Source organism: Adlercreutzia sp. DFI.6.23 (assembly GCF_024462535.1).
Classification (GTDB): Bacteria; Actinomycetota; Coriobacteriia; order Coriobacteriales; family Eggerthellaceae; genus Adlercreutzia; species Adlercreutzia rubneri.
This window is the reverse complement of record NZ_JANGBP010000639.1, coordinates 1-295: the sequence shown is the minus strand read 5'-3', so window position 1 is coordinate 295 and position 295 is coordinate 1. Positions and strand designations below refer to the sequence as shown.

The following is a 295-nucleotide window of genomic DNA, read 5'->3' as shown; positions in this document are numbered from 1 at the left end:
CGAAGTACTACTCCAACTCGGTATAGTTCGCGCCCATGCCGGAGATAGCGACCGCGTAGATGACGCTCACGATGGCGCACACCACGGCGCCGATGAAGGCCACGGTGGCGGACAGCTTCACGGCGTCCTCAGCTTTCGTGGCGCCAGCGATGATCATGGCAGCCAGGCCGCCGAGCATCACCGTGGCCACCACGTAGTACAGAGGCAGCAGCATGGTGTCCCACACGGGAATGGCGCTCATCCGATAGGAGTCGCCCGTCGCGAAGGGCAGCGCCAGGGACACGACGATGGCCAG

The 295-nt window shown here is 64.4% G+C and carries 1 protein-coding gene; it reads right to left on the bottom strand.

Annotated elements, in window-relative coordinates; genetic code table 11:
- Positions 1 to 7: 7 nt before the first annotated feature.
- Positions 8 to 295 (bottom strand): DmsC/YnfH family molybdoenzyme membrane anchor subunit (locus NE591_RS14875; protein ID WP_256157059.1); only part of this gene is annotated, 288 nt, incomplete at its 5' end.